At 45.9% G+C, this 26295-nt stretch carries 33 protein-coding genes; 14 read left to right on the forward strand and 19 right to left on the reverse strand.

All coding sequences use genetic code 11. The features are described 5' to 3' along the window. Positions 1 to 4: 4 nt before the first annotated feature. The gene (locus ICN45_RS07880; protein ID WP_216175117.1) at positions 5 to 1627 is read right to left on the reverse strand and encodes a TolC family protein; all 1623 of its coding nucleotides are present in this window, start codon (positions 1625 to 1627) and stop codon (positions 5 to 7) included. Between the two features lie 119 nt (positions 1628 to 1746). Between ICN45_RS07880 and ICN45_RS07885 the strand changes: the two genes are divergently transcribed. The 4 genes from ICN45_RS07885 to trmB are packed head-to-tail and all read left to right on the forward strand — an operon-like array spanning position 1747 to position 4862. Then, on the forward strand, positions 1747 to 2592 hold the full coding sequence (locus ICN45_RS07885; RefSeq protein ID WP_216175119.1) for an undecaprenyl-diphosphate phosphatase: 846 nt from the start codon (positions 1747 to 1749) through the stop codon (positions 2590 to 2592). Between the two features lie 49 nt (positions 2593 to 2641). Next, positions 2642 to 3100 carry a DUF2721 domain-containing protein gene (locus tag ICN45_RS07890; RefSeq protein ID WP_216175120.1) on the forward strand — a complete coding sequence of 153 codons (459 nt, stop codon included), beginning with the start codon at positions 2642 to 2644 and terminating at the stop codon, positions 3098 to 3100. A gap of 27 nt (positions 3101 to 3127) precedes the next feature. Continuing rightward, positions 3128 to 4063 (forward strand): UDP-glucuronic acid decarboxylase family protein, encoded by a 936-nt coding sequence (locus ICN45_RS07895; RefSeq protein WP_216175122.1) that lies wholly within the window; start codon positions 3128 to 3130, stop codon positions 4061 to 4063. A gap of 1 nt (position 4064) precedes the next feature. Next, entirely contained in the window at positions 4065 to 4862 is a 798-nt protein-coding gene (trmB, locus tag ICN45_RS07900) for a tRNA (guanosine(46)-N7)-methyltransferase TrmB (RefSeq protein ID WP_216175124.1), read from the forward strand. 30 nt (positions 4863 to 4892) lie between these two features. On the opposite strand, the gene nusB is transcribed toward trmB, so the two are convergent. From nusB to ribBA, 3 genes are read right to left on the reverse strand one after another with little or no spacing between them, the layout of a single operon-like run. Next, a complete protein-coding gene (nusB, locus tag ICN45_RS07905; RefSeq protein ID WP_216175126.1) occupies positions 4893 to 5405 on the reverse strand; it encodes a transcription antitermination factor NusB in 513 nt (170 codons plus the stop codon). An 8-nt stretch (positions 5406 to 5413) separates the two neighbouring features. Beyond that, positions 5414 to 5920, reverse strand: coding sequence for a 6,7-dimethyl-8-ribityllumazine synthase (ribH, locus tag ICN45_RS07910; RefSeq protein ID WP_439650785.1), 507 nt, complete (start codon positions 5918 to 5920; stop codon positions 5414 to 5416). A 31-nt stretch (positions 5921 to 5951) separates the two neighbouring features. Continuing rightward, on the reverse strand, positions 5952 to 7088 hold the full coding sequence (ribBA, locus tag ICN45_RS07915) for a bifunctional 3,4-dihydroxy-2-butanone-4-phosphate synthase/GTP cyclohydrolase II (RefSeq protein WP_216175127.1): 1137 nt from the start codon (positions 7086 to 7088) through the stop codon (positions 5952 to 5954). 123 nt (positions 7089 to 7211) lie between these two features. Between ribBA and ICN45_RS07920 the strand changes: the two genes are divergently transcribed. The 6 genes from ICN45_RS07920 to ICN45_RS07945 are packed head-to-tail and all read left to right on the forward strand — an operon-like array spanning position 7212 to position 10777. Then, positions 7212 to 7541 (forward strand): type IV pilus modification PilV family protein, encoded by a 330-nt coding sequence (locus tag ICN45_RS07920; protein WP_216175128.1) that lies wholly within the window; start codon positions 7212 to 7214, stop codon positions 7539 to 7541. Continuing rightward, entirely contained in the window at positions 7465 to 8106 is a 642-nt protein-coding gene (locus ICN45_RS07925) for a hypothetical protein (protein WP_216175129.1), read from the forward strand. Before ICN45_RS07920 ends, ICN45_RS07925 begins: the two co-directional genes overlap by 77 nt. Continuing rightward, a complete protein-coding gene (locus tag ICN45_RS07930; protein WP_216175130.1) occupies positions 8103 to 8432 on the forward strand; it encodes a hypothetical protein in 330 nt (109 codons plus the stop codon). The genes ICN45_RS07925 and ICN45_RS07930 overlap by 4 nt, the downstream gene beginning before the upstream one ends. Beyond that, the gene (locus ICN45_RS07935; RefSeq protein WP_255531123.1) at positions 8425 to 9006 is read left to right on the forward strand and encodes a pilus assembly FimT family protein; all 582 of its coding nucleotides are present in this window, start codon (positions 8425 to 8427) and stop codon (positions 9004 to 9006) included. The genes ICN45_RS07930 and ICN45_RS07935 overlap by 8 nt, the downstream gene beginning before the upstream one ends. Before the next feature lie 16 nt (positions 9007 to 9022). Further along, positions 9023 to 10138 (forward strand): bifunctional diaminohydroxyphosphoribosylaminopyrimidine deaminase/5-amino-6-(5-phosphoribosylamino)uracil reductase RibD, encoded by a 1116-nt coding sequence (ribD, locus tag ICN45_RS07940; protein WP_216175131.1) that lies wholly within the window; start codon positions 9023 to 9025, stop codon positions 10136 to 10138. 9 nt (positions 10139 to 10147) lie between these two features. Continuing rightward, positions 10148 to 10777 (forward strand): riboflavin synthase, encoded by a 630-nt coding sequence (locus tag ICN45_RS07945; RefSeq protein ID WP_216175132.1) that lies wholly within the window; start codon positions 10148 to 10150, stop codon positions 10775 to 10777. A 10-nt stretch (positions 10778 to 10787) separates the two neighbouring features. Here ICN45_RS07945 and queC read toward each other — a convergent pair whose 3' ends face one another. The 7 genes from queC to tolQ all read right to left on the reverse strand — a co-directional run bounded on the left by queC (position 10788) and on the right by tolQ (position 16157). After that, entirely contained in the window at positions 10788 to 11531 is a 744-nt protein-coding gene (queC, locus tag ICN45_RS07950) for a 7-cyano-7-deazaguanine synthase QueC (protein ID WP_216175133.1), read from the reverse strand. 8 nt (positions 11532 to 11539) lie between these two features. Further along, the gene (gene ybgF / locus ICN45_RS07955) at positions 11540 to 12271 is read right to left on the reverse strand and encodes a tol-pal system protein YbgF (RefSeq protein ID WP_216175134.1); all 732 of its coding nucleotides are present in this window, start codon (positions 12269 to 12271) and stop codon (positions 11540 to 11542) included. After that, complete coding sequence (pal, locus tag ICN45_RS07960) at positions 12272 to 12775, reverse strand: peptidoglycan-associated lipoprotein Pal (protein ID WP_216175135.1); 504 nt, start codon at positions 12773 to 12775, stop codon at positions 12272 to 12274. A 143-nt stretch (positions 12776 to 12918) separates the two neighbouring features. After that, entirely contained in the window at positions 12919 to 14217 is a 1299-nt protein-coding gene (gene tolB / locus ICN45_RS07965; protein ID WP_216175136.1) for a Tol-Pal system beta propeller repeat protein TolB, read from the reverse strand. A 3-nt stretch (positions 14218 to 14220) separates the two neighbouring features. Then, the gene (locus ICN45_RS07970; protein WP_216175137.1) at positions 14221 to 15030 is read right to left on the reverse strand and encodes an energy transducer TonB; all 810 of its coding nucleotides are present in this window, start codon (positions 15028 to 15030) and stop codon (positions 14221 to 14223) included. Between the two features lie 35 nt (positions 15031 to 15065). Continuing rightward, entirely contained in the window at positions 15066 to 15485 is a 420-nt protein-coding gene (tolR, locus tag ICN45_RS07975) for a protein TolR (protein WP_216175138.1), read from the reverse strand. Between the two features lie 15 nt (positions 15486 to 15500). Beyond that, positions 15501 to 16157 (reverse strand): protein TolQ, encoded by a 657-nt coding sequence (gene tolQ, locus ICN45_RS07980; RefSeq protein ID WP_216175139.1) that lies wholly within the window; start codon positions 16155 to 16157, stop codon positions 15501 to 15503. 76 nt (positions 16158 to 16233) lie between these two features. On the opposite strand from tolQ, the gene glyA reads away from it, so the two are divergent. Then, positions 16234 to 17478: a serine hydroxymethyltransferase gene (glyA, locus tag ICN45_RS07985; RefSeq protein ID WP_216175140.1), complete on the forward strand. Its 1245-nt coding sequence runs from the start codon at positions 16234 to 16236 to the stop codon at positions 17476 to 17478. A 27-nt stretch (positions 17479 to 17505) separates the two neighbouring features. Beyond that, on the forward strand, positions 17506 to 17952 hold the full coding sequence (nrdR, locus tag ICN45_RS07990) for a transcriptional regulator NrdR (protein ID WP_216175141.1): 447 nt from the start codon (positions 17506 to 17508) through the stop codon (positions 17950 to 17952). An 11-nt stretch (positions 17953 to 17963) separates the two neighbouring features. On the opposite strand, the gene ICN45_RS07995 is transcribed toward nrdR, so the two are convergent. From ICN45_RS07995 to ICN45_RS08025, 7 genes are all read right to left on the reverse strand, one after another. Continuing rightward, on the reverse strand, positions 17964 to 18284 hold the full coding sequence (locus ICN45_RS07995) for a helix-turn-helix domain-containing protein (protein ID WP_255531124.1): 321 nt from the start codon (positions 18282 to 18284) through the stop codon (positions 17964 to 17966). A gap of 203 nt (positions 18285 to 18487) precedes the next feature. Continuing rightward, on the reverse strand, positions 18488 to 19153 hold the full coding sequence (gene adk, locus ICN45_RS08000; RefSeq protein WP_216175142.1) for an adenylate kinase: 666 nt from the start codon (positions 19151 to 19153) through the stop codon (positions 18488 to 18490). Between the two features lie 112 nt (positions 19154 to 19265). Next, entirely contained in the window at positions 19266 to 20030 is a 765-nt protein-coding gene (kdsB, locus tag ICN45_RS08005) for a 3-deoxy-manno-octulosonate cytidylyltransferase (protein ID WP_216175143.1), read from the reverse strand. Between the two features lie 24 nt (positions 20031 to 20054). Continuing rightward, positions 20055 to 20234 (reverse strand): Trm112 family protein, encoded by a 180-nt coding sequence (locus ICN45_RS08010; RefSeq protein ID WP_216175144.1) that lies wholly within the window; start codon positions 20232 to 20234, stop codon positions 20055 to 20057. Between the two features lie 35 nt (positions 20235 to 20269). Beyond that, the gene (lpxK, locus tag ICN45_RS08015) at positions 20270 to 21355 is read right to left on the reverse strand and encodes a tetraacyldisaccharide 4'-kinase (RefSeq protein ID WP_216175145.1); all 1086 of its coding nucleotides are present in this window, start codon (positions 21353 to 21355) and stop codon (positions 20270 to 20272) included. A gap of 23 nt (positions 21356 to 21378) precedes the next feature. After that, complete coding sequence (locus ICN45_RS08020; RefSeq protein ID WP_216175146.1) at positions 21379 to 21846, reverse strand: ExbD/TolR family protein; 468 nt, start codon at positions 21844 to 21846, stop codon at positions 21379 to 21381. Continuing rightward, positions 21843 to 22478, reverse strand: coding sequence for a MotA/TolQ/ExbB proton channel family protein (locus tag ICN45_RS08025; protein ID WP_216175147.1), 636 nt, complete (start codon positions 22476 to 22478; stop codon positions 21843 to 21845). The genes ICN45_RS08020 and ICN45_RS08025 overlap by 4 nt, the downstream gene beginning before the upstream one ends. A 313-nt stretch (positions 22479 to 22791) precedes the next feature. Between ICN45_RS08025 and xseA the strand changes: the two genes are divergently transcribed. Both xseA and ICN45_RS08035 read left to right on the forward strand, forming a co-directional pair. Further along, positions 22792 to 24009, forward strand: coding sequence for an exodeoxyribonuclease VII large subunit (xseA, locus tag ICN45_RS08030; RefSeq protein WP_216175148.1), 1218 nt, complete (start codon positions 22792 to 22794; stop codon positions 24007 to 24009). Between the two features lie 92 nt (positions 24010 to 24101). Continuing rightward, positions 24102 to 25151: a nucleotidyltransferase family protein gene (locus tag ICN45_RS08035; RefSeq protein ID WP_216175149.1), complete on the forward strand. Its 1050-nt coding sequence runs from the start codon at positions 24102 to 24104 to the stop codon at positions 25149 to 25151. A 4-nt stretch (positions 25152 to 25155) separates the two neighbouring features. Here ICN45_RS08035 and murB read toward each other — a convergent pair whose 3' ends face one another. Next, a complete protein-coding gene (gene murB, locus ICN45_RS08040) occupies positions 25156 to 26193 on the reverse strand; it encodes a UDP-N-acetylmuramate dehydrogenase (protein WP_216175150.1) in 1038 nt (345 codons plus the stop codon). Positions 26194 to 26295: the final 102 nt, after the last annotated feature.

The following is a 26295-nucleotide window of genomic DNA, read 5'->3' on the forward strand; positions in this document are numbered from 1 at the left end:
CGTTTTAGCGCAACAAGCTATTAATTGCGATTAAATCTTCATCCGTTAAAGCTGCAACATGTGCTTTCAATTTGATTGCATTCAGAATGGTGCTGTAACGCGCTTGTAGAAGTTGTGATCTTGTGGTGATGAGAGTATCCAGAGCGATCAAGACATCGATATTGATTAAAGTACCCACCTGAAATCCCAGTTTGCTGGATTCAAGAGCCGAACTTGTAGATTTTTCTGCAGCCTCATAAGCCTTCACACTAGCCAATCCACCATAAAAACCAGTGAAAGCGGCACGAGTACTTTGAGCGGCTGTGCGTCGCGCATTGTCATAGTTTGCTTTAGCGGCATCAAGTAAAGCTGCATTCTGTCTAATGACAGAACTATTGTAGCCACCAGACACCAAAGGAATACTCATTTGTAAGGCAATAGTATTGTTATAGACATTCGTATTATTCGGCGTATAACTATTTGGCGTTCCGTTTGAAGTGTTATAGCCACTTGTTCCTACAAAATTCACTGAAGGATAGTTTGTGGCCTGGGCCGCCCGAAAGCTGCTCTCAGCCAAACTGACGGAAAGTTGCCCAACTAACACGTTGAAGTTCGCTGCTTCGGCCTGATTGATCCAGTCATCCAATGTTTGACCTGGTGGCAGTATTGGGTTGACGCTATCAGCGATGGGATACCCCTTGCCATCTTTCGTTTTGGATCGAGGATCCCTCAGGACGCCATCTATCTTGGCATCCTTTACTAAGGGCAGTAGGAGTCCCACTGGGCGACCAACCAATTGTTCTAAGGCACCTTTTTTAACGATCAGGTCTGCTTGAGCTGCAATTTCTTGTGAGTTTGCTAAATCAAGTGCAGCCTGTGCTGTATTGACGTCAACAATGGTAGCCAGTCCTGCATCAAATTTGGCTTGTGCGACATCAAGTTGCTGTTTGATTAAACCCTTTTTATTGCGATAGAGCTCAACATTATCCTGACTAGTGAGCGCATCGAAATACGCTTGAGATACGCGGATAATTAAATCTTGTTGCGCTAAATAAAACCGCATATCTGCAATCTTAGTATTGAGGTCACCCTGCTTAAAAGCTTCAAGAGCTGCAACGTTAAATACGGGCTGGGTTAAGGTAACCGTATAACTCTTTTGATCAAATACCCGAGAATTTCCTGGATCTCTAGACACTAAGGTTGTACTTGCCCCATGTTGGTAATAGCGTGTACCGGTAGGCGTAGCATTAGCCTGTGGAAGCAAGAGCGACAAACCTTGCCAAAAGAGTTCTTTGCTCGCTTGGTAATTAAAGCGCGCCGCGTTTAATACGGGGTCGCTAAAGGCTGCTTCTTGATAAAGCTGGATCAAATTATTGAACTGTGCTTTGTTATCAGTGGCTATATTGCCGGTCACATTAGATGGCGCAGAGCTAGTTGGGAGGGCGGCTTTGGGCGGCGGAACAAATAATGGGGGTTGCTCGAGGCCAAGCAATGAGGACGCGCTGACCGGTGTCGGTAACGCAGGTCTTGCAGTGTCCTTGGGACTTTGGGCAAAAACAGGGGGTGACCACGAATTGAGGCCGAGCGCCTGGCTCAGGATTAAACCAAGTATGGTGGTTCGTGAGCGGCGAAAGCGGGTGTGAGTCATCTAAATCGGATACTTTTCAATGTGCCATGAAGTTTAAGGCTTATTCATCCAGAATGCTTATTTAGCGACTATTTTGCCAAATAGTCTGCGTTTGCTTGGCTTGCCTATAAAATTTGCCGATGGATCTTATTTTGTTACTCAAGGCAGTCATTCTGGGGGTAGTGGAGGGCTTAACGGAATTTTTGCCAATCTCCAGCACCGGTCACCTTATCTTGGTCGGCGATTTATTAGACTTTAATGACGACAGGGGAAAAGCCTTTGAGGTCATTATCCAGTTTGGCGCTATTTTGGCGGTCTGCTGGGAGTTTAGGGCCAAGCTTTTAAAGGTAGCCTCATCTTTTACTCAGAATGCTAATTCCCGTCGTTTTGTTTTGAACTTGCTGATCGCATCTATTCCGGCAATGGGTTTGGCGTTCGTGTTTGGTAAATACATTAAGGCAGTATTGTTTTCGCCGATACCAGTGGCCAGTGCTTTCATAGTGGGAGCCTTAATCATTTTTTGGGCAGAGCGTCGCCAAGAAAAAATCTCGAGCTCGCGCAATCACATTCATTCGGTAGATGACCTCACTTATTTAGATGCGTTAAAAGTGGGTTTGGCGCAGTGCGCCGCCTTAATTCCGGGTACGTCTCGCTCGGGCGCAACCATTATTGGCGGAATGTTATTTGGTCTGCCTCGTGCAGTAGCAACCGAGTTCTCTTTTTTCTTAGCCATTCCAGTTATTGGCGGCGCAACTGCCTATGAGCTGCTCAAGCTTTGGAAAGCACCGGTAGCTTTCTCAGGAGAATTTACGCTAGCGATTGTGGTGGGTTTTATTGCTGCATTCATCTCCGCCTTTGTTTGCGTGCGATGGTTGATTCATTATGTGGCTCACCATAACTTCATTCCTTTTGCATGGTACCGAATTGTATTTGGTCTGCTGGTTTTAATTACCTCCTACACCGGCCTTATCGCCTGGTCGCATTAACGAAATAAAGTGATTAGAGATATACATAAGAAAAGGTTTAGAAATTAATATGGATTCATCAATTGACGCGATTACGAATAATATTCAATTGGCATTAGCGCCAGTCTTTTTATTGACTGCGGTTGCGACCCTCATTAATGCCATCTCCTCTCGTCTTGCCCGATCAGTGGATCGCATGCGTGCAATACAGCAGGTCATCCATCGAGGTGATGTGAAGGATGAAGAAACGATTCGATATATGGCAAAGGAAGCAGATGAAGCTAAGACTCGTGGCCGTTTATGTACAGTAGCTATTTTCTTTGTTGTCTTGAGTGGCGTTTTTATTTCTTTAACGGTCTTAGAGCTCTTTTTCTTTCAAGCAGGCGCGGTCCGCTCATTGCAAACAGACTATGTTGTTTGGACCTTTGTATTAGGTCTGATATTCTTTATGACATCGCTATCGATTGTTTTAGCTGAAGTAGTTTATGCATACCGTTCAGCTGGCTGGAATTCTCCTAAACATTATTAATACTGTTGGAATTGCTATCTAAATAAAATGAACAAAATCCTCATCACCGGCGGCGCTGGCTTCTTGGGTTCTCACTTAACCGAGAAGCTTCTCAAAGAGGGTAATGACGTATTGGTAGTCGATAACTACTTTACGGGCACTAAAGAAAACCTAGCGCATTTATTACCCAATCCAAAGCTAGAGCTGATGCGTCACGATGTGACCTTTCCACTCTATGTTGAGACTGACCAGATCTATAACTTAGCTTGCCCAGCTTCTCCAGTGCACTATCAATACGATCCAGTACAAACAACCAAAACCAGCGTACATGGGGCAATTAACATGCTGGGCCTTGCAAAGAGAACGCGCGCTAGAATTTTGCAAGCCTCTACTAGCGAGGTCTATGGCGATCCAGAAGTGCATCCACAGCCAGAGGAATATTGGGGCAAGGTTAATCCCATCGGTATTCGTTCTTGTTATGACGAGGGTAAGCGTTGCGCTGAAACCCTCTTTTTTGACTATTACCGTCAACACAATCTCGATATCAAAGTAGTGCGTATTTTCAATACCTATGGTCCGCGCATGCATCCGAATGATGGGCGGGTGGTGAGTAACTTTATTGTCCAGGCCCTGCAGGGTAAAGACATTACGATTTATGGTGATGGTCAGCAAACCCGCAGCTTTTGCTATGTCGATGACTTAATTGATGCCATGGTCAAGATGATGAACTCTGAAGAGGGTTTCACAGGCCCAGTTAATGTTGGTAATCCAGGCGAGTTCACGATGTTGCAGTTGGCTGAGACAATTCTTAAGCTCTCGGGCAGTAAATCCAAGATTATTCACCAGCCCTTACCATCGGATGATCCAAAGCAACGCCAGCCAAATATCGATTTAGCTCAGGCCAAGCTGGGTTGGCAACCAAAGGTCAATTTAGAAGATGGCCTGAAAGAGACGATTGCCTACTTTAGGAAAGTAGTGGCATAAGTTGACGTCTCTGGCAGCAGAAAAACGCTTTGACCGTATTCGCTCCTTTGTATTAAGGGCAGGTAGAACAACTGCCGGACAACAGCGAGCGATTGATGAACTTGGCCCTCAATACCTTCTTCCGTTTCAGGAAAAAATACTCGACTTAGTTGAGGCATTCCAGGGCTCAAGCAATCCCAAGATTTTGGAAATTGGTTTTGGTATGGGTGAGACCAGTGCCCAAATCGCTGCCCTGAGAAGTAGTGATGACTTTCTAGCAATTGAAGTACATCTCCCAGGGGTTGGGGCTTTATTAAAACTCATTGGGGAAAATCGTCTCACCAATTTACGTCTCATTCGACATGATGCCGTGGAAGTTTTAGAAAAGATGATTGCTCCGAATTCTTTGGACGGCATTCATATTTATTTTGCTGATCCTTGGCACAAGAAGCGTCACCATAAGCGCCGTCTTATACAGGCTGAGTTTGTGTGTTTGCTGGTATCTAGGTTAAAGCCGGGCGCCTATTTGCATCTGGCTACAGATTGGCATAACTATGCCGAACAAATGTTGTTGGTATTAAATGCTGAGCCAGAATTACAAAATACTTCTGACGATCAAATTCAGGTGAAAACGTTTAGCGAAGCAGATATTGCTAGCCCTGGCAAAACCTCAAATGAATTTAAGCCCACACTAGAGCAATTGAAGGCGGGGCAAGCAGGATATGTTCAGAGACCATCCTATCGGCCAGTCACTAAATTTGAGAACCGCGGCCTTAAGTTAGGCCACGGTATTTGGGACTTGGTTTATCTAAAAAAGTAAGAGCTTACTAAGAGCTTAATAAGTACAGACTTACCCCGCTTGGATTTCAGTGCTGCGTAGTGTTTGTGCCAGCAAATCCAATACTCCATTGACGTACTTGTAACCATCAGTACCACCAAAGGTTTTCGCAAGCTCAACAGCCTCATTGATTGCTACTTTATAAGGGACTGAGAGGTCCATGGCAAGCTCATAAGAGCCAATCAGTAAAGCCGCATGCTCTACTGGAGAAAGTTCATTAATAGGGCGATCTAAGGCTGGTGTAATGAGGGCTTCTAATTCATCGGTGCGATCTAGGACGCCTTCAAAAATTCCTTGAAACAGTTCTAATTGGCAACGACGAAAGGCGGGGTCTTCCGCTAATTGTTTGGCAATCGCTGAACCATTTGGAATGCTTCCGGCACGACGTAACACCAAGCTTTGATATACGCCTTGAAGTGCGTACTCACGAGCACGACGACGTGGTGTCAGTGAGCGTTTAGGCGCCGCTGATTTAGCATCTTTCTTTACTTGAGGATCCGCTGGGCTGAGAGTAGGTTTAGTCATTTCAATAATTACTCTTCACTAGAATTGATTTCGATATCAATATCGGGAGTCAGTGCTAAAGCCAGGTTGGCCATTTCCACTACAGCCTTGGCACAGTCTGCGCCTTTCACTACCACGCGGGCTTTTGCCTGCTCATCAGTATCGCAAGTCAAAATGCCATTAGCAATTGGCAGGCCTGAATCAATGGAAACGCGAGTTACACCTGCAGCGGACTCATTCGAGACAAGTTCAAAGTGGTAGGTTTCTCCACGAATCACAGCACCCAAGGCAACGAGGCCATCAAACTCACCAGTCTCAGCGAGTTTTTGCAATGCAAAGGGGATTTCTAGTGCGCCAGGTACAGTGACTAATTTAATATCCGCTTGCGAAACCCCTAGTGCAATTAATTCAGTGATGCATGCTTTTGTTAAGGCAACACAGTGTTCTTCATTGAAGCGTGCTTGCACAATGCCAACGCGCAGGTCTTGACCATTGAGGTCTGCTTCTAATACGCCGACAAAGTCATTGTTCATCATGATGATCGTTTTCTATATAAAGAATGTGAATTTAAGATTGAGGGCTATATGGTTGATAGCCAGTCACTTCTAATTGGTAGCCAGACAAACTGGGAACAGGACTTGGATTGGCCAGTAAGCGCATCTTGCCTACGCCAATATCTTTCAGAATTTGGGCGCCAATACCATAGCTTCTAAAGTCAGTTTTGCGTGCCAAAGGTTTTTTGACTTCACCTTTGGCTTGATTGAGTTTCTGAAACTGCGCTAACCAATCTGCATCATTCGGGGCGGCAATACCTGCAGCATTTAATAACACTACGACACCCGCTGGAGCAGCAGCAATTTGCTGTAGCGCTTGTCCTAGCGGCCAAGAATGGTTACTGACATTAGAGTCCAAGAAATCCAAGACAGTAACTGGCTCATGAACTCGCACTAGGGTTTCTTGAGCTTCTGTTGGCTTGCCATGCACTAAGGCAATATGTACGCATGAGCTGGGAGTATCGCGATAAATAATGCCCTCGAATTTGCCCCAAGGGGTTACGAATTCCCGTTTACCTTCTCGCACCACAATGCTTTCATTTTGGCTGCGGTACTGAATGAGGTTTGCGATGCTACCAATTTTTAATTGATGTTCTTTTGCAAACTCGAGCAAATCTGGCAGGCGTGCCATGCTGCCGTCGTCTTTCATGATTTCGCAAATCACCGCAGTTGGGGAGCAACCTGCCATCGCAGCAAGATCGCAACCCGCTTCAGTATGTCCTGAACGAATTAAGACGCCACCGGGTTGCGCCATCAAAGGAAAGATATGACCAGGTTGGACCAAGTCGCTTGGCTTTGCATTCGGAGCTACAGCAGTCTGAATAGTTAATGCTCGGTCAGCAGCAGAGATGCCAGTAGTGACACCAGTAGCGGCCTCAATAGAAACTGTGAAATTCGTCCCCATAGCTGCACCGTTATCACGGACCATCAGGGGGAGGTTGAGTTGTTGGCAACGCTCCCGAGTTAAGGTGAGGCAAATCAGACCACGGCCATGCTTTGCCATGAAATTAACAGCCTCGGCGGTGACGTGATCGGCAGCTAAAACGAGATCCCCCTCGTTTTCACGATCTTCTTCGTCGACGAGAATGACCATCTTGCCGGCACGCAGTTCGGCGATGATTTCTTCTGTGGAGGCGAGGGTATTTGGCATAGCCCTCTATTTTAAGCTGAGGACGCGAATACGGTTGAGTACTACAGGAATATCCCAGCTTTCTGACAGTAAGAGCCTAGGCAAAGTGTTTGAAGGTCTGCACGACCCCCTGAAAATACTGGCATGTACTTCGCAGAGCAAGTTTTACCCAAAAAGCCGCTAGATAAATCCAACGGCTTTGTCTTGCTGGAGGTTTTACTGGCCATGAGCCTCATTTTGGGGTCTTGGATGACCATGTTGGGAACTTATCAAAACCTGACGCTACGCATTACTCAAGAAGAAAACACAAGAATTCAACTCAGAAAGGAATTAGATGCTTTTGAGATTAGCGAGCACCTTAGAGCAAATGATGACTTTGCTATTAAAGGCCTCATAAATGAATCTCCTCGAATGCCTAGTCGCACTCGCAATCAGCATGGCGCTGTTAAATCCACTATTAAAAACAAGCGCTGATTTGCTGGCGAAGCAAGTCCAGCATGAAAAAACACAGGCACTAATTTCTGAGGCTGAACGTGCTTTTGAACTCATTGGCCGTGCGATTCGAATGGCGGGTTATCGCAACATTAACTCTAGTCAGCAGCCTACGAAAAATGCTTCAAAGAATACTTACCTAGACGTTCAGAAAAAAACGGGCTATCGCGGATCTGACGCGATAGTCATTCGACATGAATTATCCAATGGAATTGATTTAGATTGCATCGGCAATGTTCTTAGTAAGGATCGAACTAAAAATCAATTGGCATATCAAGGTTTTTTGGTGGATAGACAAGCAGGCATTCCGAAAGGTGTGAAGGTGAATGGTGGATCATTAGTTTGTCAGTCACTCGATCGTGAAGGTCGAAAGCAAAATACTACTCTCATGAATGGGGTAAATAGCTTGTTAATAGAGGAGCTAAATAGCTCAATGCAATCAGCTGAATTAGGACAGAAGTTATATAAGGTAGAGCTTCAGATGACTGATGGCGTAGCACTCAATATCAGGCTTGAACGTACTTTTAGCACTCGGAATCTGCCATGATTTTGGCGTGGGTTGCCTCCTTACTGCTTCTCTGTTCTTCCTTATTGGTTTGCTTAGAGCGCCTCACTGCTTTACGAATGGTGGAAGTCAAAACCATTGCTATAGCTCAACAAGGATTTATTGAAGCAGAAAAATCTGTGCTTACTTGTGAGAAAAATCTCTCCAACCTTTCTGCCTTGAATGAGAGCGCTTGTTTTATTCAATCGATTGCCAAAAATCATTGGTTAATTACGAGCAAGTCAACACCTGCAATACAAGTGCATGTATTTCTAGATGAAAAATCGGGTATTGCCACTCGCTTAAATTGGCGCCAAGTTTTTGAGTAAACAGTTTCACCAACAATCTGGTGCAACCCTACTGGAGTTGATGGCGGTATTGTGTATTGTCGCCATCATGACAATCATCTCCATGCCCCTTTTGCGAGATCAGGTTGCAGCCCGAGAAATTGATTTCATTGCTAGGCGGTTTATCGCTCATGCCCATTTAGCGAGACAGCAAGCATTACATTTGGGCGAAGCAGTTTTGATAAGCCCTGTTTCTATGGATAGACCAATACCCAATAGCTCAGAGAGTTGGGATTGGGGGTGGCTTATTCAGAGTGGCTGTCTGACGAAAATAGCTAAACCTAACTGCATTCCTAAGTATTGGTTCTCCCAAAGTGCTATAGACCCGATTTACTTTAAGGGCGGTGGCAAGCAGTTTCAGGATCCGCACTCTGGCAAAAAGGGTATTTTATTTAATGCCGCTGGTGCAGCTAAAACTGGCCAAGGTGGCTTTGTTGCCAACCGTTTAATCTTGGGTCACCGCAGGGCTCCTGAACTTGAGCGTCAGCTTATTTTGGGCAGTGGCGGGCGTTGGCGTATCTGTAATCCCGCTAGGGATGTAAAACGCTGTCATTGAATGGTTTAATAGACCCATGTACAGCGCAGTTGACCATCAGTTTATGAGTGAGGCATTAGCCGAAGCTCAAAAAGCCCTTTATTTAGCTAATCCTAATCCGCGGGTAGGTTGTGTCATTGTCAAAGCAGGAGAAGTGATCGGACGTGGTTTTACTCAAAAAGTAGGCCAGGCCCATGCAGAAGTTCAGGCTATTGCTGACGCTAAATCCAAAGGGAATTCTCTTGAAGGTGCGATAGTGTATGTCACTTTAGAGCCATGCAACCATACTGGTCGAACTCCTCCCTGTGTGGATGCGCTGATTGCGATCAAGCCTGCAAAAGTGATCGCCGCTATGAGTGACCCCAATCCCTTGGTTGCGGGTAAAGGATTGGGGCGGTTGCATGCTGCCGGTATTGAAGTGCACTCTGGTTTATTAGCAGCAGAGGCGCAAGCACTTAATCGTGGCTTTATTTCTAGAATGACACGTGGCGTGCCCTGGGTTCGTATGAAAATCGCTGCCAGTCTTGACGGCAAAACTGCTTTGCCCGATGGTCAAAGTCAGTGGATTACTGGCCCACTCGCTCGTGCTGATGGCCATCACTGGCGTGCTCAAGCATGCGCCATCATCACAGGTGCTGGTACCGTAAAAGAGGATGATCCTTCTCTCAATGTCAGAGAGGTCATTACCGAGCGGCAACCGTGGCGCATCATCATTGACTCGAAGTTAGAGACTCCACTCAATTCAAAGATCTTGAGAAATATTGAGCAATTGGGTGTCATGATGATTTGCGCAGAACGAGATTCACCTGCTAGCCAAGAAAAGGTACGGGCTTTTGAAGCGCTTGGAGTTGAAGTACTTGCCATGCCAAATGCATTTGGCAAAGTCGACTTACCAGCGCTGTTTGCCTATCTTGCCAAAGACCGTGAAATGAACGAGATTCATATTGAGTCAGGCTTTAAGCTCAATGGATCGATGTTGAGGGAAAATTGCGTTGATGAGCTGCTGCTTTACTACGCACCATTTTTTATCGGTGATGGCATTGGTATGGCTAATGTACCCACGTTACCCTCATTGGATTTGAGAAAAGATTGGCAAGTAATTGATCACAGTCTTTTTGGCCCCGATGTCAGACTCAGATACATTAAGAACTAAAATTACTCTATGTTTACTGGAATTATTACTGCCATTGGTCAAATTCAGAGCGCTCAAGCAAAGGGTGATGGTCTGCATTTGGTGGTGCAAGTGCCTACGGGGTACTTGGATGATGTAGTGATGGGTGACAGTATTGCTATCCAAGGCGCGTGTATGACTGCTACTCAATTTGAGGGCAATACCTTTTCTCTCGATATCTCACGTGAATCGCTCAATAAAACAGTAGGCTTAGATCAACCTGGACCCGTCAATCTCGAAAAGGCACTGCGATTACAAGATCGCCTAGGGGGCCATTTGGTCAGCGGGCATGTTGATGGGTTTGGCAAAGTTGCGCACTTTTCGCAAGTGGCCAATGACGCTTACGGTTCTTGGCTTTTGCGCATTGAAGCTCCGAAGGAGTTAGCTCTCTTTTTGGCATACAAAGGATCAATTGTTGTGAATGGGGTTTCACTAACGGTGAATCAAACAGAAGACACTGCAAACTCTTGCATTGTGAATATCAATGTTATTCCCCATACCTTGCAAAATACCACCTTGGGTCATTTGCAGCAGGGTAATGCTGTCAACCTTGAGGTAGATTTGATTGCGCGTTATGTAGCTAGGATGCTTGAAGCCCAAGCCAAATCACCAGCTAAATAAAAGCAATTTCTTATTTGTTTTTTCTGTAGCGAGTAGGGTCACTCACATTAGCTTGCTTAAAGCCTACCTGGCGGAGACGACAGGACTCGCATTCACCACAAGCCTCGCCTAAGTCATTTGCTTGATAGCAAGATACTGTTTGCGAGTAGTCCACACCTAGAGTACTCCCCAGTTGAATGATCTCGGCTTTAGTCAGGCTGATGATGGGGGCGTGGACCCGAAAGCGATTTTCATTATTGATGGCTTCTACACCCGCTTTGGTTGCTAAGTTAGCCATGTGCTCAAAAGAGGCGACATACTCGGGGCGACAATCAGGATATCCAGAGTAATCGACTGCATTAGCGCCATAAAAAACATCTAAACCGCCTAAGGACTCTGCCCAACCCAAGGCTAGTGACAACAATATCGTATTGCGTGCGGGTACATAGGTAATGGGGATTTCTTGATCTTTACCGGGCGTAGTCGGAACGGCTATTGAGGAATCAGTTAAGGCGGAACCACCAAAGCGGGTGAGATCTAAATTAACCACTTCATGACGAACCACACCAATTTGCTTGGCAATATGTTTTGCTGCAGCTAGTTCTGAGGAATGGCGCTGGCCATAAGCGACTGATAGTGCGTAAGGTGTGTAGCCTAAGTCTTTTGCTAGCGCGAGAATAGTAGTGGAATCCAATCCACCAGAAAATAGGATCACTGCTGGCGCACCGGTTTTGCGGGGCGCTAGATTCTGAAATGCTGCGGACAGCTGAGACATGAGATGGATTACTTGGTAGAAGCTAAGAGTTGCTGAGCATCTTTAGCGGCTTCAGTATCGGGATACTTAGTAATAATTTCGCTAAAGGTTTTCTTGGCGGCCGCTTTGTTACCACTCTCCAATTGCGCATTACCCAATGTCACCATCGCCGCTGGAATGCGTGGATGGTTAGGATATTTCTTAATCAGGTTTTGTAGTTGATTAATGGCTCCGGAGTAATCTTTGTTGGCGTACTTACTGTTGCCACCCCAGTAAAGTGCTAAAGGTAAATAGGGGCTTTTGGGGTACTTGATTGCAAATGCAGAAAAGCCCTCATCCGCTTTCTTGAGACTACCCGCCTGAAAAGCCTTCAAAGCATCGTCATAGGCTTTTTTCTCACCTGGCTGAACGATGCCGCTCACCCCTTCAATGGTGATAGTGCGAGGCTCAAAATTACCTAAACGGGTATCTAGATCTTGGTAGTAAGTCTTTTGACTTGAGTTGATGTCTTCGCCTTGCTTCTCGAGGTCTTCAATTTTGCCGCGGAGTTCTGCATTGTCAGTTTTGAGCTTATCAATCTGACCCTGCAACTCAAGCTGGGTAGTGGCTAGAGTCTTGCGCAAGTCCAGAATCGCTTTGCGCGCCTCATCATCAGAAAAGAGTGCCCAGGCACTGCTAGAAGCAGCCAAGCAAAAGAGTGCTGCACTTAAACAAAACGCTCGTGAGAGCGTTTGTTTTACAGGGATTGAAGGCATCCTCATTTAGTTCGTAATGTAAACAATATCAGCACGGCGGTTCTCTGCCCAAGCGGCTTCAGTGTCACCTTCCGCTTTGGGTTTTTCTTTACCAAAGCTGACGGCTTCCATCTGATCATCAGAAACCCCCATCAAGTTGAGGGATTTACGTACAGCATCAGAACGACGTTGACCCAATGCCAGGTTGTATTCAGCAGTGCCGCGTTCATCGGTATTACCTTGAATGATGATTTTCTGTTTTGGATTGGCTTTTAAGTAGCTTGCGTGTGCAGACAACATTTTTTGATATTTAGTCTGAACAGTGTATTCATCAAAGCCAAAGTACACACTTTTCTCAAAGAGAGGGCTCTTAGGATCATTCCATGGCTGTGAACCAAAATTACCGCTACCACTACTGCCATTGGCGCTATCAACGTCATCGAGCTTCACGCTAGAGCATGCTGCCATTAAAAGTGCAGTTGCGCCGATCAGGGCAAGTGTCGCTGCGCGGCGTGCGATAGAGATCTTCATGGTCTTTCCTTTTCATACAAACTGTCTAAGCAGATCAGTAAATTACTGAGCTTATAGACAATATTATGCCCCCAAGCGCCATCAAAGTGAGTAATTCGCCCTAAACAAGGGCATATCAAAAAAATGATGGGATTGAGTTGGGCTCAGTCCATGAATGGACCCCAGGACGGCTGACGGACATCAGATCCTGGAATGCTTAATACCTGCTTCGAATTTCCATCCACAGAAACTGCAGCTAGTACACGCTTCCCACCCACTTTTGTGGAGTAGAGAACATAACGACCATTTGCAGCAAAAGAGGGCGATTCATCACTTGTCCCATCCGTCAGGGCTTGGGCATCCCCGGTTGCTAGATTCAGAATATACAGACGATAAGCTCCGCCAATATTGGCAATGTAAGCCAAGTATTTTCCATCTGGAGAGATTCTTGGCGAAGTTACAAAACCCTGTTTGTAGCTAACCCTTTTGGCGCCTTCCACTTGTTCACCTTCTGCACTCATACGATAGATTTGGGGATTACCGCCACGATCACTGGTGAAGTAGATGTAACGGCCATCAGCTGAATACTGGGGCTCTGTATCAATGGTGCTACCACGAGTTAAGCGATGTAATCCAGTGCCGTCAGCGTTAATGCCATAGATTTGCGTATTGCCATCTTTCGAAAGTGAAATAGCCAATTTTTTGCCATCGGGTGACCAAGCTGGCGCGCTGTTATTTCCTTTTTGATTGGAGAGAGAAATGCGCCGACCAGTAGCTAGTTCGTGAACATAAATTACAGGCTTACGGTCTTCAAAGGATACATAAGCCACCTTTTTACCATCCGGTGACCATGAGGGAGAAATAATTGGTTCGCTGCTGTTCATGGCATTCCGAATATTTTGACCATCGGCATCGGAGATCACCAGGCGGTAGCGTTTACCATCCTTGATGACATAGGACAGGCGCGTAGAAAATATACCGCGCTCACCAAGTAATTTATAGATGATGTCATCAGCAATCTTATGGGCAACAGCGCGCAAATTATCGGCGCTGGAGTTCAGGTTTAGACCACCCAGGCTTTGTGATTTACGCACATCAAATAATTTGTAGTGAATCTCAAACTGAGTAGGACCAGTTTGCACAACGGAGCCCACTACTAAGGCATCAGCACCCCGTGCTGTCCAGGATTTGTAGTTCGGTGTGCCTTCATCACTTTCAGTGGCATTGCCGTTCTCGGTATTTTTGAAGTAACCACTGCGAGCTAAATCTTGACGAATAATTTCGGTAACGCTAGTGGGTAATTTATTTTCTTCCTTAAAGCGCATCACTGCAATTGGATAAAGCGATTGGCCTACACCAGTAATCTCAATATTCATCTGCGCTACTGCGGGGGTTGCTACACTCACACCAATTGCAAATAGCAGTGCTACTAAAAAATGGAACTTCTTTACCAATTGCAACATGCTTTAGTCCTTGGGTTTAAAGGTCAGCTTAACTTCGCGTTGAGGAATTTTGCCATTGTCGTCTTTTGGCAGACTTTCTGCGCGGGATAAAGCCAGCAACACAGCTCGGTCCCAACTAGGATTACCGCTAGAACTTAAAATACTGGTACTTAGGATGGCACCATCTGGTGCTAAGTTCACCTGTATTACTGCCGCAGGGTTACCACTCACTGATTCAGGATTAAACACGATCAGGGGCTTCACTTTTTTGATGACTTTATCTGTCCATCCCGCAGGTGCATTGCCACCAGCGCCAACACCGCTACCGACAGCACCTCCACTACCACCTTCAGCACCCGCTGCAGCCCGCAGACGCGCCAATTGATCGGCACGCGCTTTTTCAGCTGCGGCATTTGCTTTTACTTCAGCTGGAGAGAGCGTCTTAGGCGCTTCTGCTTTTTTAGGTGGCTCTTTTTCTTTCTCCTTAGGTGGAGGAGGCTTGACCACCTTAGGCGTTTCTTTCACTACCTCTTTTTTTGGAGGCTCTATTTCTATCTTCTTTTTCTTGACTGCAATGTCGGCAGCCTCTTCCTTAAGCTCTGTCTTTAACTCGGGCACAGGTGGCGTCTCCACTTGAGGTGCCGAATCCCAAAGCTCTACTTCCACTCCAGCAGGTGTGCTGTTATTCCAACTAATACCAATCATCAAAAAAGCAAGTAGTCCTAGGTGCGCTATCAATGAAAAGGTAAAGGCGCGTTTCGTACTTTCTTCTTTGGTAAGTCTTCCCCGTTTAAATGGGGAGTGGGGAGATGGAAATGTTTGTGCGCTATTCATAACTAAATAAAAAGGATAAAAAGAAAACTAAGTCCTTATTGACTCTTGACAGCAAGACCAACGCGTTTGACACCGTTCTCTTTTAGTTTGGACATCACATCCATGACTGTTTCATATTTAATCGACTTATCTGCAGCAATCACGATTGGTTGCTCAGCTGATTTTTCTGCCTGTGTTCTTGCAAATGTACCTAACTCAAATTTATTGAGTGTTTGAACGGGCTCACCATCTTTGCGCACGATCACATTTTCGTTTGCGTCGATGGTTAAAAAGACCGGTGGTAAGGCTTGAACTTTTGCCCCACCAACCGTGGGTAAGTTCACGACGCCAGGATTGACCATTGGCGCAGTGACCATAAAGATCACCAGCAGTACCAACATCACATCGATATAGGGAACGACATTAATATCGGACATTGCCCGACGTTTATTTTTGCGCAAAGAAGATCCGGCCATAACTAATCGTTTCGCTTAGCGACCTGCAGTTTGACGTTGCAAGATGTTGGTAAATTCTTCGATAAAGGTTTCAAAGCGAATTGCGAGACGATCCACATCGGTGGCTGCTCGGTTGTAAGCAACCACAGCAGGAATCGCAGCAAATAAACCGATGGCAGTCGCTACCAGTGCTTCGGCAATTCCCGGGGCAACTGCAGCTAGTGTGGCGTTTTGCACATTCGCTAGACCACGGAAGGCGTGCATGATGCCCCACACGGTGCCAAAGAGGCCTATATAAGGTGATACAGAGCCTACCGAGGCCAGGAAAGGGAGATTGGCTTCCAGGATGTCCATTTCGCGCTGGTAGGTCGCTTTCATGGCACGGCGGGCAGCATCAATTTCCCGTACTTTCATGAATTCCTGCATACCCGCTTCAAAAATATGTTCGAGGACGGCATCGCTCCGCGTATTGCGCTGAGCGGACTCCAAAAGGGTATTGAGATCACCCCCCGACCAAAAGTCACGCTCAAAGCGCTCGGTATCTCGCCTCACCCCTCGTAAAACGGCAGTTTTCTTAAAAATGATGGCCCAAGAGGCTACCGACATCCCGAGTAATAACAACATTACTAACTGGACTAATAGGCTGGCATTGAGGACTAGAGAGAGAAAGGAGAGGTCTTGTGTAGGGTTCATGGTGGATTTTGTATGATGTAGGTTGATTTTACTAAGTTAATTCACTCAGCAATCCAACTTCTTCAGGATTATTACCATGTTTGACCGTCAAAATACCTTAGCCAAAACCGACCCAGACTTGTGGGCAGCCATTCAGAACGAAAATAAGCGTCAAGAAGACCATATTGAGCTTATTGCCTCTGAAAATTACACCTCACCAGCAGTTATGGCCGCCCAAGGCTCCCAACTTACCAATAAGTACGCTGAAGGCTATCCAGGAAAGCGCTACTACGGTGGATGTGAATTTGTCGACGTTGCTGAGCAATTGGCGATCGATCGTGTCAAAGCATTGTTTGGTGCTGAAGCGGCAAACGTGCAACCCCATTGTGGCGCTTCTGCAAACCAAGCAGTCTTTTTGGCTTTTTTAAAACCAGGCGATACCTTTATGGGAATGAGTTTGGCTGAAGGCGGTCACTTGACTCACGGTATGGCCTTGAACATGAGTGGTAAGTGGTTCAACCCAATTGCATACGGTCTCGACAAAAACGAAGAAATTGATTACGAGCAAATGGAACGCTTAGCGCGTGAGCACAAACCCAAACTCATAATTGCCGGAGCATCTGCATACTCCAGAAAAATTGATTTTGAGCGCATTGGAAAATTGGCTAAAGAAGTCGGCGCAATTTTCTTGGTCGACATGGCGCACTATGCTGGTCTTATCGCAGCGGGCGTTTATCCAAATCCAGTGCCACATGCTGACATTGTTACGTCTACTACTCATAAGAGCTTGCGTGGTCCCCGTGGCGGTATTATCTTGATGAAGGCAGAGCACGAGAAGGCGATTAATTCTGCGGTATTCCCTGGCCTGCAGGGCGGTCCCTTAATGCATGTCATCGCTGCTAAAGCAGTTGCATTTAAAGAGGCACAAGAGCCTGGCTTCAAGGATTATCAAAAGCAAGTGGTATTGAATGCACAAGCCTTAGCAGAGACATTGATCTCTCGAGGCTTGCGGATTGTGTCTGGCGGTACAGATTCACATGTGATGTTGGTAGATTTGCGTGCTAAGAAAATGACTGGCAAAGAAGCTGAGCGCGTGTTGGGAGAAGCCCATATCACTTGTAATAAAAACGGTATTCCGAACGATCCAGAAAAACCGATGGTAACTAGTGGTATTCGTTTAGGTTCACCTGCGATGACGACACGGGGTTTTAAAGAAGCTGAGGCAAGACAGGTGGGTAATTTCATTGCGGATGTTTTAGACAATCCAAATGATGCTGACAATATTGCCAAGGTGCGCGCTCAGGTTTCAGAGTTGACTAAGCGCTTTCCGGTTTACGGCTAATTACTGGCCACTTAAAGAAAGCCTACTTTGCGCTGTCCTTTTTGCCATAACGATGACACCCAGGTGCTGGACACTCGGGTGTCTGATGAGGGCGATACCATTCGCCGTCGCCGCCGTTGTGCCAAGTGCGACAAGCGCTTTACGACTTATGAGCGAGTGGAGTTGGTTCTGCCTGCAATTGTGAAGAAAAATGGCAGTCGTGTTGAGTACAGCCACGACAAGTTAGCAAGCTCCCTCAAGCTGGCCCTGAGAAAACGCCCTGTTTCCTCTGATTCCGTAGATGAAGCCATTGCCCGCATTGAGGAAAAATTGCTCAGCCTGGGTGAAAAAGAGATCCCTAGTGAGCGGGTAGGTGAATTGGTTATGCGTGAACTGAAGCGCTTAGATAAGGTCGCCTATATCCGATTCGCATCTGTGTACCGAAGTTTTGCGGATATTGAATCCTTTGAGAGTGCACTCAAAGAGCTGAAGTAATCGGAATAGCGTTAGAGAACGACTTCTAAGCCTTTACGCTCAATCAGGGATAGTAACTTAAGGGATGTCCCGCTTGGACTTTTATCACCAGCTTCCCATTTTTGGATGGTAGATAAGCTTGTATTGATGGTCAGTGCGAATACCGCCTGACTTAAGCGAGTTTGAGTACGCAAGCGCTTAATGCGTGTTGGAGTCATTGGGGCGACATCCAGGTTTTGCAGGGCTTGGAATTCAGCCATACTCTTTTTTGTAATTATTCCTGACCGATGCAAACCCGCCATGGTTTCTCGCATCTCCTGAATGATGCGACTTTTCTGATTATTCTTCATCATTTTTCACCTCCTTCAATTCGTTTGCACTAATTGCAATATCAATGGCGTTATCTGATAAATTTAACAATCTTTTTGCCACCTCTTGCAGCTTTTTGATCATGCAAAACTATACCACCTAGTGGTACAGGTAGATATTACCTTATATCCTGACAATGTAAAAGGGGCTGCAATTGCAGCCCCTTTAAAAGAAAGAAAATAATGCTTTACTTCAATACAGCAAAGATAGAGGTAGTGATGTCATCAACATTTCCAGTGCCATTCACTTTGCGATAGGCGGGGGCCTTTACTTTATCAGTTGGGTTTGCTTGGGTTGCCCAAGAAGAGTAGTACTCCACCAATGGACGTGTTTGATCATCATAGACTTGTAAGCGTTTGCGCACGGTCTCTTCTTTATCATCATCACGCTGAATGAGTGGGTCACCAGTGACATCATCTTTACCCTCAACCTTTGGAGGGTTGAATTGAATGTGATAAGTGCGACCTGATGCTGGATGAACACGTCGTCCACTCATGCGATCAATGATGGCATCAAATGGCACATCGATTTCTAAAACGTAGTCGATAGGAACACCAGCATCTTTCATAGCTTGTGCTTGTGGAATGGTTCTAGGGAAACCATCAAACAAATAACCTTTACTGCAATCAGGTTGAGTTAACCGATCCTTTACAAGACCAATGATGATGTCGTCAGATACGAGCCCACCAGCGTCCATAATTTTTTTGGCAGCAACACCCAATTCTGTTCCCGCTTTTACAGCAGCGCGCAACATGTCGCCGGTAGAAATTTGTGGAATAGCAAATTTTTCGCAAATGAACTGAGCTTGAGTACCTTTACCAGCACCAGGTGCACCGAGTAGGATCAACCGCATTTTTTTCCCCTTAGAAGAGCTGTCATTGTCCCGTATTTTGTTGGGATCCTTTAGACCTGTTGACTAGGATTATCCCCGAGATGGCTTAGGGGCTTTTGATGTCTTATTACGCCTAAGAATGACCTAGCAATCGCCTAACGCGCTCGAGGTCCTCTGGGGTATCGACACCAGCTGGAGGCGCTTCACTGGCCGTATAGACCGCGATGCGATAGCCATTCCAGAGGGCGCGGAGCTGTTCAAGGGCCTCCGCTTGCTCGGGAGGTGCTGGTTCTAATCGGGCGTAAGCCTGTAAAAAGTTAGCTCGGTAGGCGTAGATACCCAAATGACGCAGGTGCTCTACCGATATCCCTGTTTGCGCATCTCTGACATAAGGAATTGGGGCTCTCGAAAAGTACATCGCTTCATGATCTCGATTAAGAACCACTTTGACAACATTTGGGTTATTCATTTCAGTTTGATCAAAGATGGGTACGGCAACAGTCGAGATGGCGCAATTACTGTGAGCGGCCAAGGTCTGCGCAACTTGATTAATCAGCTCTGGTGGAATGAGGGGCTCATCACCTTGCACATTGACTACTAAAGCGTTATTCGGTAGTTTGAGTAACTGGGCAACTTCAGCAATGCGGTCTGTACCCGTGGGATGCTCTGAGCTGGTAAGCAAACATTCAACCTGATATTCATTGCAAACTGCTTGAATTTCTAGTGAGTCAGTAGCCACGACAACACTGTGCGCAAGTGACTGTTTAGCGCGCTCAGCAACGCGAATAATCATTGGCTTGCCACCAATATCTGCCAATGGTTTTCGCGGTAGTCGGGTTGAACCTAATCTTGCAGGGATGACTACCAAAAAGTCTAGAGTATTGGGTGTAGCGCTCATGCAAGCATTTGGCCAAAAAAAGAATTACAGAATTTCATCGGCACTTAGTGTGCGTGCTTCATCTACCAGCATGACAGGCACATCATCCCGAATGGGATAAGCCAGACGATCTGCTTTGCAAATGAGTTCATGCTGATTGGCATCTAAATGCAAAGTACTTTTACATAAAGGGCAAACCAAAATATCGAGAAGACGTTTATCCATAATTTTCTATTGTGTTCAATTCAATCAGTTTAGCGCTATAAGGTATAGCGCTGTGGATCGGGTCTTTGCAAGATGGATTGCAGCCAATCTGCAAGGCTATCTGGGAGATCAAGCGACAAGGGTACTACCCAAATCCGCTCATCCTCAATTGCAGAGCACTTCACGGCATCTTTTTCAGTAATCAGGATGCACTGGGCATTAATTCCAGTAAAAAATTCTGGTGTGAAAGTTGCATGGTCTGGAAGTGGTAGGCATTTGCCAGCAATACCCGCATTTTGGAGGCTCTTGAAGAAACGCTGTGGATTCCCAATGGCGGCAACTGCAGTAATTTTGTTGGGTAAAAATTGATCTGCAATTTGTACAAGAGTTTGGGTATTGGAGGGATTGATGAGTTGATAAGTTGCGCCTAACTTGCCTTCTAAAGTAAAAGCACGCCGACCTTTATAGTATTCATCAAGCAAGCCACTCTTTATATCGCTTGTCTTTTCGGTAAAGAGAGTTGCATCCCGATCCCTACTGGCAGGTTCGCGTAGCGGCCCGGCGGGCAATAAGAAACCATTGCCTTCACCGCGCGCATCACGTACAACAAACTCAATGTCGCGACCGCCTTCACGCGCAGGCCAGCGAGCTAAGCCGCCGTGTTGTAAACCGTCATCACTAATAATGACATTGACTTCGGGAGAGTGCTTGAGTAAGGCTTTGATGCTCTTTTGGCGTTTTGGAAAAACCCAAATCGGAATTTGATTATGAGTGCGCTGAGCAATCAGTACCGGTTCGTCTCCAACTAATAGCGGATCAGAGTCGCTATGGACTTGGAGAGGATAGAGTTGAGCTGCCGATCCATACCCTCTGCTAATAATCCCTGGCTTCCATCCCAGTTGAGATAAACGCTCTGCAAGCGCAATCACAATCGGTGTCTTACCGGTGCCACCTACACGAATATTGCCAACGATGATGATCGGTACTGGTGCAGAATGACTGTTGCTAATGCCAAGATCTTGAATGAGTTTACGAACGCGTATGACGCTGCCATAAACCCATGACAAAGGCCAGAGTAGGATGCTAGTGGGGCCACGCCTTTCCCAAAACTGAGGTGCTTTACGAAATAAGGAAGAGGACATGGCGTGTTTACTGATCTTCTTTTTTATTTCTTAGTTTGACTGCTAAATACGATATTTGAAAGGTTGGCATCTCGCGCGGCTTCCAATGCGCTCATGACTGATTGGTGTGGGGCTCTGGCATCAGCATCGATATTGACTTGCATATTGCTAGCGCTATCCTTGGTAGTCCCACCCTGATTAGCGAGTTGGTTTAATGCGCTACTCAGTTGTGAGCGATCAGTTACTTTACCGTTAATAGCAAAACGACCATCGCGACTGACGGCAATATGAATTTGCTTATTATCCGCTTGACTCTCTGTGCCATTCGCTGTCGGTAGGGTGATCGCTAACTCTTGATAGCGTGTGAAAGTTGTGGAGATCATTAAGAAAATCAGTACCACCAACAAGACATCAATAAACGGAATCAGATTAATTTCGGGTTCAGCAGATTCTGTTTTGATGCCGAGAGAAAACGCGCTCTTGGAATGGGAATGCATGCTGAGCCAACTCATTTGGTAGATTCTGTTGGGTAAAGTTTTTTAAATAACTGACGTGTGAATTCTTCACACTCCCGTTGGCGTTGATTCGCAACTGCGCGTAAGCCTCTCCAAGCGGCAAGTGCGGGGATAGCAATTAACAAACCAAAAGCCGTGTTGTAAAGCGCCACGGAAATTCCATGAGCCAGTTGTTGTGGATTACCAGCTCCACTGATTGCGCCCTGGCTGCCAAAAATCTCAATCATTCCGACTACAGTCCCAAATAGACCTAATAAAGGGGCAACGGTGGCGATGGTGGCTAAGATACCTAAATAGCGGTCGAGCTTGAACCAGGTTGTTTGGGCTACTGCCTGGAGCTCTTCAAGCGCACCCTCAGCGCTGCTGCCGTTTAGCTTTTCTCTCAAAACGCAGGCAAATAGGGGGCTTGCTGGTGAGAGTTGGCTCAAATCCTTAATTTGAGCCTCTGTTAGCCCTTTTTGATTCAGTAGTTGATTGGAAAGGCCAAAAGCGGTTTCTAGGCTGTCCTTAGGGAAGATGTTGATTTGGCGTAGATACCAAGACCGCTCCAGGACAATAGCCAAGCCAATAATGGAAATAATTAAGAGAGGCCAAATAGGCCAGCCAGCGGATAGTAAGATTGAGTACATAAGCTCAGTACTTTAGCTGAATTACAAAGCCATTTTCAGAAAGCTAGCCTGTGGATAACTCTGTGCAAAACTTTTTTACTATTACCCTGTAAGTCCTTGATTGATGGTGAAAGAGCTAGGATCTGTCTTACATAGCGTGTTGAGAGATTGAAAAATTAGCCATATAAATCAATGACTTATTTTTCTGTTGTTGGATTTATGAGACGTTTTGGGTCAGTAATTACTTACTTTTACTACTAGACCCATAGCGAATAAGCTTCTGTGGATATTTATCGCCGTCTAAGCCAGATGGCCCTGTAGAAAAAGAGAAAATATGTTGGAAATATCAAGGGAAATACTCAGTGTTGGCGATCTAAACCGCGCCATTGCCGCCTCTTTAGAGGAGCGCTTTGACACCGTTTGGGTTAGCGGGGAGATTTCCAATTTCAAGGCATATGACAGCGGGCATTGGTATTTCTCCTTAAAGGATGAAGAGGGGCAAATTCGCTGCGTCATGTTCCGCGGTCGTAATGGTCAGGTTGGCTTCATGCCGCAGTCAGGCGACTTGGTTGAGGTGAGTGCGAGTTTGGGTCTGTATGTGCCGAGAGGCGATATTCAGCTCACCATTCAAACCTTGCGTCGTGCTGGCATGGGTGGTTTGTATGAAGCTTTTCTCAAGCTCAAGGCTAAGTTAGCAAAAGAAGGTTTGTTTGATGAAGAGCGTAAGCGTGAGATTCCGTCTCATCCGCGTTCAATCGGCATCATTACCTCACCCCAAGCAGCAGCCTTAAAAGATGTCTTGAGTACTTTGGCTAGACGGGCACCCCATATCCCCATTGTGATTTATCCCACCTTAGTGCAAGGACCGGATGCACCATCGGGAATGATTGCTGCTCTCAAAGCCGCTGCAAAAGAAAATGTGGTCGATGTCATTTTGTTAGTGCGAGGTGGCGGCAGCATCGAAGACCTTTGGGCATTTAATGATGAACAGTTAGCTTATGCCATTGCGCAATCACCTATTCCGGTAGTGAGTGGTGTAGGTCACGAAACGGATTTTACAATTGCGGATTTTGTTGCAGACCTGAGGGCGCCTACGCCTACAGGCGCTGCTGAGCTTGCTGCACCACGCAAAGACCAGATGTTGCAGGAGTTAGAGGCCATCAAGCAAGCCCTGCTGCAGCGAGTCATTCAACGCGTAGAACGTGAAGCTCAAACATTAGATCAACTAGCCTTGCGCTTAAGTCATGCGCTACCTAACCCTCATCGGATGCGTGAGCAAATCACTAGCTGGCAACAGCGCTTAAATCAAGCCTGGTCAGTTCGCATGGAAAATTGGAAACGCAATCAATCACATCATCAGTTGCAATTAGAAATGCTCAATCCACAGAGAACCTTAGAGCGCGGCTACGCAGTCATTCTGAGTAAGCAAGAAGACCAACTGCATGCAGTGCGTAAACCAAATGAGCTCAATACAGAAAATGTATTTCAGGTGCGTCTGGCAGAAGGTCAGGCTGAGGTCCAATTCTCAGAGGTAGAACAACAGCGTCAATGATGTTTTGAGCATAGACAAAATATTCTGCCAGCATGGTTAAGAAATGATCTCATTACGGTTATTATACAAATAAATTTATGTATAATAACTAAATGAACGGTCCCTTATATCAACCACTCTCTATGTCGGCGCAGACAGCTTATGCTGAACTGCAAGATCAGTTACGCATCCAAAATATTGATCGCTTACGGACTTTACCTGGCGCCTTTCATAAGCAAACCCAAAAGGGAAGGTCTTATATTTATTACGGATATCGTGATTTGGATGGCGCTGGTCGAATGGCTTATGTCGGCCCTGAGGATCAGCGCGTAACTGAATTAATCAAAAAATACCAAGAACTCAAGTTAGATGATTTAACTCAAAACATTAGAGGTCTAGCCAGATCAGCCGAGGCACTTGGATGTGCATGCACCCTGACAAAGCACTTTAGGGTAGTCAATCGCCTCGAGCAATATGGTTTTTTTGGGGCGGGCGGCATTTTAATTGGCACTCACGCGTTTCTTGCAATGGGCAATATGTTGGGTGTGAAATGGCTATCTTCCAATTTGACTATGGATGTGGATTTTGCTCATGCAGGTAAAAATGTCTCTATTGCTTTGGGTGCGAACGTCAAAATCTCAGTGCACGATGCACTGAATTCTTTAGAAATGGGCCTTTTACCGATTACTCAGTTTTCTGGAAAAACTGGAGCGCAATATCGAAACCCCAAAGATCCTGAATTACGCCTAGATTTTGTCACCCCCCAAACCAGGAGTGGTGGCCCTGTTGTTCTGCCTGAATTAGGTTTGGCTTTGGAGTGCTTAAAATTTATGGAATTTTCATTGGTAGGCACCACCCAGGCGGTTTTGTTATCCACAGAAGGGGCTTGTATTGTAAATATCCCAGCCCCCGAGCGATATGCAGTTCATAAGTTAATTATTTATGGCGAGCGACCTACGAGTGAGCGCGCAAAATCAAACAAGGATATAGCTCAGGCAGCTGCAATATTTAAAGTTCTATTTGACGCTGGCAATGAAGATCTAGTTAGAAATGCCTGGGCTGATGCGCTTTCTCGTGGACCGGGTTGGGTCAAGAGATTAAATCAGGGGAAGATGGCTTTGCTTAAAAGATATCCAGAATTAGTAGAGTTGGGTAATGCCTAAATAATTAGAAGATATTGGGTTCAATCTCTAAGCTCACCCCAAACTCTTCGTGCACTTTATTCTGAATGCACTGTGCGAGCTCCAAAATATCTTGTGCGGTACCTTTGCCATGGTTCACAAGAACCAGAGCCTGATTCTCATATACGCCTACTTCCCCCATCCGCTGACCTCTAAAGCCGCATTGATCAATCAGCCATCCAGCAGCTAGCTTGCGCTTACCAGGGACATCGGGATAAGAAACTAAGCCGGAATGCTTCCGCAGTAAGGTTTCGTATTGCTCATTGGGTATGACTGGGTTCTGAAAGAAGCTACCAGCGTTGCCAATGACTTTAGGGTCAGGTAATTTATGAGTACGAATTTTACATACAGCCAGAAATATTTCTTCCGGGCTAGGCTTGGGGTTATCGATAAATTGCTTTGCCAAGTCTGCGTAATGAATGCGCGCTTCCCAGTTTTTGGGGATTCTAAAAACGACCTTTGTCACAATAAATCGATGGGGATTTTGTTTGAAGTAACTATTGCGATAAGCAAATTGGCAAGCCTGTGTTGGAAGGGTGACAAAGTCATGGGTCTTAGTATCAAACGCTTCGATGCTCTCAATGTAGTCAGCGAGTTCAACACCGTACGCGCCGATATTCTGAATCGGTGCTGCGCCAACCGTGCCTGGTATGAGGGCTAAATTTTCTAGGCTAGGTAAATTATTTTCTAAGGTCCAAGCTACAAATTCATGCCAGTTCACGCCAGCACCTACCTCAACTAAGGTGTGAGTCTGGTCAGAGGAAACAATTTCTTGCCCTGCAATATTGATAAGCAAGGTTGCCCCCGGCAAAACGGCCGGCAAAATAACATTACTGCCGCTCCCCAAAACGCGCCAAGCGAGATTCTTTTCGGCAATGTTGCTCATGACCCCTGGTATCTGATTGGCGGCAGTAATTTCGTAGGCGAAATCTGCAACAGCATCCAAGCCAAAGGTATTGCGATCCTTGAGGCCTAAATTGAGGATCAATTTTGCAGAGATAGGCGCATTTTGCCGAGAGTTCATGCCACAATCTTATTCGGAAATCGGTTTTTGACAGTCTTTCTGTAAGAATGGCTTGAAAATACCGCATTCATCAGCTGGTGCAGTAAACAGAGAAGATGATCA

The organism is Polynucleobacter alcilacus (assembly GCF_018881545.1).
In the GTDB taxonomy this organism is placed as follows: domain Bacteria; phylum Pseudomonadota; class Gammaproteobacteria; order Burkholderiales; family Burkholderiaceae; genus Polynucleobacter; species Polynucleobacter alcilacus.

What these genes read in the sequence shown, in the direction of transcription:
- ICN45_RS07880 (WP_216175117.1), bottom strand. Translation starts at nt 1,627, where the DNA reads ATGACTCACACCCGCTTTCGCCGCTCACGAACCACCATACTTGGTTTA.
- ICN45_RS07885 (WP_216175119.1), top strand. Translation starts at nt 1,747, where the DNA reads ATGGATCTTATTTTGTTACTCAAGGCAGTCATTCTGGGGGTAGTGGAG.
- ICN45_RS07890 (WP_216175120.1), top strand. Translation starts at nt 2,642, where the DNA reads ATGGATTCATCAATTGACGCGATTACGAATAATATTCAATTGGCATTA.
- ICN45_RS07895 (WP_216175122.1), top strand. Translation starts at nt 3,128, where the DNA reads ATGAACAAAATCCTCATCACCGGCGGCGCTGGCTTCTTGGGTTCTCAC.
- nusB (WP_216175126.1), bottom strand. Translation starts at nt 5,405, where the DNA reads ATGACTAAACCTACTCTCAGCCCAGCGGATCCTCAAGTAAAGAAAGAT.
- ribH (WP_439650785.1), bottom strand. Translation starts at nt 5,920, where the DNA reads ATGATGAACAATGACTTTGTCGGCGTATTAGAAGCAGACCTCAATGGT.
- ribBA (WP_216175127.1), bottom strand. Translation starts at nt 7,088, where the DNA reads ATGCCAAATACCCTCGCCTCCACAGAAGAAATCATCGCCGAACTGCGT.
- ICN45_RS07920 (WP_216175128.1), top strand. Translation starts at nt 7,212, where the DNA reads ATGTACTTCGCAGAGCAAGTTTTACCCAAAAAGCCGCTAGATAAATCC.
- ICN45_RS07925 (WP_216175129.1), top strand. Translation starts at nt 7,465, where the DNA reads ATGAATCTCCTCGAATGCCTAGTCGCACTCGCAATCAGCATGGCGCTG.
- ICN45_RS07930 (WP_216175130.1), top strand. Translation starts at nt 8,103, where the DNA reads ATGATTTTGGCGTGGGTTGCCTCCTTACTGCTTCTCTGTTCTTCCTTA.
- ribD (WP_216175131.1), top strand. Translation starts at nt 9,023, where the DNA reads ATGTACAGCGCAGTTGACCATCAGTTTATGAGTGAGGCATTAGCCGAA.
- ICN45_RS07945 (WP_216175132.1), top strand. Translation starts at nt 10,148, where the DNA reads ATGTTTACTGGAATTATTACTGCCATTGGTCAAATTCAGAGCGCTCAA.
- queC (WP_216175133.1), bottom strand. Translation starts at nt 11,531, where the DNA reads ATGTCTCAGCTGTCCGCAGCATTTCAGAATCTAGCGCCCCGCAAAACC.
- ybgF (WP_216175134.1), bottom strand. Translation starts at nt 12,271, where the DNA reads ATGAGGATGCCTTCAATCCCTGTAAAACAAACGCTCTCACGAGCGTTT.
- pal (WP_216175135.1), bottom strand. Translation starts at nt 12,775, where the DNA reads ATGAAGATCTCTATCGCACGCCGCGCAGCGACACTTGCCCTGATCGGC.
- tolB (WP_216175136.1), bottom strand. Translation starts at nt 14,217, where the DNA reads ATGTTGCAATTGGTAAAGAAGTTCCATTTTTTAGTAGCACTGCTATTT.
- ICN45_RS07970 (WP_216175137.1), bottom strand. Translation starts at nt 15,030, where the DNA reads ATGAATAGCGCACAAACATTTCCATCTCCCCACTCCCCATTTAAACGG.
- tolR (WP_216175138.1), bottom strand. Translation starts at nt 15,485, where the DNA reads ATGGCCGGATCTTCTTTGCGCAAAAATAAACGTCGGGCAATGTCCGAT.
- tolQ (WP_216175139.1), bottom strand. Translation starts at nt 16,157, where the DNA reads ATGAACCCTACACAAGACCTCTCCTTTCTCTCTCTAGTCCTCAATGCC.
- glyA (WP_216175140.1), top strand. Translation starts at nt 16,234, where the DNA reads ATGTTTGACCGTCAAAATACCTTAGCCAAAACCGACCCAGACTTGTGG.
- ICN45_RS07995 (WP_255531124.1), bottom strand. Translation starts at nt 18,284, where the DNA reads ATGATGAAGAATAATCAGAAAAGTCGCATCATTCAGGAGATGCGAGAA.
- adk (WP_216175142.1), bottom strand. Translation starts at nt 19,153, where the DNA reads ATGCGGTTGATCCTACTCGGTGCACCTGGTGCTGGTAAAGGTACTCAA.
- kdsB (WP_216175143.1), bottom strand. Translation starts at nt 20,030, where the DNA reads ATGAGCGCTACACCCAATACTCTAGACTTTTTGGTAGTCATCCCTGCA.
- ICN45_RS08010 (WP_216175144.1), bottom strand. Translation starts at nt 20,234, where the DNA reads ATGGATAAACGTCTTCTCGATATTTTGGTTTGCCCTTTATGTAAAAGT.
- lpxK (WP_216175145.1), bottom strand. Translation starts at nt 21,355, where the DNA reads ATGTCCTCTTCCTTATTTCGTAAAGCACCTCAGTTTTGGGAAAGGCGT.
- ICN45_RS08020 (WP_216175146.1), bottom strand. Translation starts at nt 21,846, where the DNA reads ATGAGTTGGCTCAGCATGCATTCCCATTCCAAGAGCGCGTTTTCTCTC.
- ICN45_RS08025 (WP_216175147.1), bottom strand. Translation starts at nt 22,478, where the DNA reads ATGTACTCAATCTTACTATCCGCTGGCTGGCCTATTTGGCCTCTCTTA.
- xseA (WP_216175148.1), top strand. Translation starts at nt 22,792, where the DNA reads ATGTTGGAAATATCAAGGGAAATACTCAGTGTTGGCGATCTAAACCGC.
- ICN45_RS08035 (WP_216175149.1), top strand. Translation starts at nt 24,102, where the DNA reads ATGAACGGTCCCTTATATCAACCACTCTCTATGTCGGCGCAGACAGCT.
- murB (WP_216175150.1), bottom strand. Translation starts at nt 26,193, where the DNA reads ATGAACTCTCGGCAAAATGCGCCTATCTCTGCAAAATTGATCCTCAAT.